Source organism: Okeania sp., from assembly GCF_983059655.1.
In genome coordinates, this window is the sequence record NZ_CEZPJD010000810.1 from 1 (window position 1) to 3,560 (window position 3,560).

2 protein-coding genes are annotated in these 3,560 nt (G+C 34.6%); both read left to right on the forward strand.

From position 1 onward, the window contains the following. Nucleotides 1–693: 693 nt before the first annotated feature. The gene (locus AC3DU7_RS28710; protein WP_488042667.1) at nucleotides 694–1,275 is read left to right on the forward strand and encodes a hypothetical protein; all 582 of its coding nucleotides are present in this window, start codon (nucleotides 694–696) and stop codon (nucleotides 1,273–1,275) included. 672 nt (nucleotides 1,276–1,947) lie between these two features. After that, the gene (locus tag AC3DU7_RS28715) at nucleotides 1,948–3,183 is read left to right on the forward strand and encodes an SGNH/GDSL hydrolase family protein (protein WP_488042668.1); all 1,236 of its coding nucleotides are present in this window, start codon (nucleotides 1,948–1,950) and stop codon (nucleotides 3,181–3,183) included. The last annotated feature ends 377 nt before the right edge of the window (nucleotides 3,184–3,560 follow it).

Below are 3,560 nucleotides of genomic sequence, written 5' to 3' on the forward strand. Positions count from 1 at the left end.
TAGCTATTGGACAGTTCCTGAAATTTGTAAAGCAAGCCAGCGCACATTGCTATATTTCATATTCCAGCTAGGTCATTTCAGTTATCAGTTATCAGTACCTCTGCCTAAAGTCAGAGGCTTGAAATATTGAAGTTGATTTTTTTTTCATCTCCTTGAAAGGGCGAGACCTGATTTTTTGGTCAAAAAATAAAATCAAAAATCAATACACACTGCCAAAATTTTGATTTACAAAAATTTGTTTATATACTATAGTAAAAGTTTTGGCAGATAAATATTCTCCAATCAAGGCTAATATTACAATACAAAGTCGTAAAGGGCCTTCCCAGCGGAGGAGTATTAAAAAGTGTGCTAAGAGTATAATTGCTTATTTAATTTTCTAACCCACAAGAAATTCCTACCTAGGTGTATGGATTTACCGATTGGGATCGACAATACCAGTAGTTATTCTGTGACAACTAGAGAGTAACAGAAATAACAGACTGAAAGAAAATGATATTCCTCAGTATTATAGGAATAATCTTCAAAGGATAAATCTGTTAATAGAGGAAATTAAAATAATCATCTTCTGCTTCTTATAGAAGTAAAATACTGCCAAATATTTATAGTTAATTTTGAAGGAGGTATCCTTCATAAAAGCTAACTAAAAGAAATTCAATCAAAGTCTATTCACTATATCAAATAGGAGGTAACGTCATGAAAATAAAAACTCAACTACACACCGAAGCAGTAAAAAAAGCTTTGCTTTTCCTATCAGAAATGGAACTATATAATACTATTCATCATTGGCTTGAACGAATATCTCAAAAAGATTGGGAAACAGAATTATTAGATGAAATGCAATTTGCTTTAGGTTATGAATTAGAGTCAGGAGAAACTCTACAATCTTATAAAAGTTGGGATGAATTGATGTATTGTGAACCCGACTGTGAAGATGTTTACTTAATAGCACCATCACCTTTGAAATTACACAGATATATAGATAAAATGGACTCATATTCTTTTTATCACAACATAATTTCTATTGCTGGAAAAGCTTATAGTGAAGGAGAAATGGGTTGTCCACCAAATGCCTTTTGTGATGGGTATAAATTTATGGAAAACTTAGTTGCTAGCCTCAGAAAAAATCAACCTTGCCAAGAAGAAAATTATACTTCAGAAATTTTCAGAATTGTAAATCAAATTCCAAATAATGAACAGTTTTTTCAAGTATCAGAACATTGGCGGACTTACAATGGAGATAAAGTAACTGATTTTGTGCTTTTGACCTCTAATTAGTAGTTGCAGGAAGAAGAAATTCATTAATTGACAATGGATAATGGATAATGGATAATGGATAATTACATCTAGCTAAAACCGAGAGGATTGAACATAAGGAAATATTATTTCTTTATTTTCCCCTTGAAAGGAGAGGCTAATAAAGCTGAATTATTTAATTATTAATTATTAATTATTAATTATTCGGTAAGTACATAAATAAGTTTGTTTATGGTATTTAGGATGGGTTATCTGATGTGATAATCCATATTCTTATTAACAATATTCCCTAAGAAAATTTGGGATAAACTTTCTCAAGCCTACTCATAAATACTAAAAAGCTGACTACTTATATAGCAATATGATTTGAGTTGTGAGATATTGGAAATTTTTATGGAACAGGGAACACCGGAGCTGGGAACAGGGAACAGGGAAGAGAAAAAAAACGTATCATATGAATATAATAATTGCTATATTCTACACTTTTAAGGAACACCTCAATTCTCACAACTTATTCCTGATTGCTATATATACGCTTTAATGCTAACTTTCTATATCCACATCAAATTTAATCATGAATCATTTAAAGATTACCTCTCCCTGAAAACGGATAGGATTGACTAAGTTAAAAAAAATCCGTATTTCAAGCCTCCTTATTGCAGAGGTACTGATAACTGATAACTGATAACTGAAATGGCATTAACTATCAACGAACTATTTGATGAACAATTTTATCTAGAAACCTACCCAGGAGTAGCTGAAGCAGTCGCCAATGGTACTGTAAGTGATGGCTTTTTCCATTTTATTAGGTTTGGTCAATTTGAAAGTCGCGACCCCAATCCTATTTTCAATACTGATTTCTATCTTGCTACTAACCCTGAGGTTGCTGCTGCTGTAGAACAAAATGTTTTGACACCCATAGAACACTTTATCAATTTTGGTCAATTTGAACAACGCGACCCTAGTACCTTATTGGATACTAGTTTTTATCTAGACCGTTACCCAGATGTTGCTGAAGCATTAGTAACTACCCCACTCACAGCAACAGAACACTTTCTCAATACTGGTCAATTTGAAGGACGGTTGCCACGTTTGTTATTCAGCGATATCTATGTGTTTGGCGATAGTTTGTCTGATACAGGCAATGCTTTTGTCGCTACTGGCGGTCTATTGCCACCCAGTCCACCCTATTTTGAAGGTCGCATTAGCAACGGCCCTCTATGGATAGAAACTCTTGCACCACAATTAGAATTAACATCTAACCCCAGTCTCAATTTTGCAGTGAATGGAGCCACTACAGGATTTGTGAATGATACCAATAATCTATTGCCAGAAAGTACTCCCCCACTTTTAGCTGGACTGCAAACACAAATTGACAATTTTATTGCAGATACTCCAGAAACTGACCCTGATGCTTTGTATGTGGTGTGGGCCGGTGCAAATGATTATTTAGGTGGTAGCACCCAAGGTGTGCAGTCAAGTGTGGGTAATTTGTCAGTGGCAGTAAATAAGCTAGCCAGCATTGGAGCCAGAAATTTTATGTTGCCAAACTTACCCAATCTAGCTTTGACTCCATTCGCACAGAGTTTACCCCCGGAGCTACAACAGGGATTAAACTTCTTAAGTGGAAGTCACAATAGTGGGTTAGAAGCAGCTTCCCAAATATTAGAGCAAGACCCAAATATTAATATTATTAACCCTGATTTTAGGACTACAATTGATGATATTATTGCTAACCCTACTGATTTTGGCTTTGTAAATGTCACGGATAGTTTCTTAGCTTCTGAAGCAATTAATCCCGATGATTTTTTATTCTTTGATGACGTACATCCTACTACCAATGCTCATAATTTAGTGGCAGATACAGCAATAAAATCCATTACAGAGATTTCAGAATTGGTTAGTATTTTGAAGGCTTCTGAGGGCTAATATCAAATTCGGTTTAGAAGAGAGATTTATTGTGAAGGTAAGGCAGAAGGGTTAGCTGGGCTTTAGGAAAAAACAGGTTAAAAATAAGGTCAAACCTTTATAGAACCCCCGATCGTATCTTGATAAATATCAAGTTTTTTTAGCTAGGAGTCAGGAGACAGGAGATTAAGAGGGAAAAAGTGAAGAGGGAAGATGTGGGGATAGATAATACAAAAAATTCAACACTCCTTTTTCAGATTTTTCCTCACTCATTGATGCATGAAAAGACTTTACTACCATAATTATATAGATCTCAAACGAGTTCTATAAAGTAATGTTTTTACCTTATAGCGCTTTTCACATGGATAGACTACAGTTAGTATGGGCAACCCAAAAGC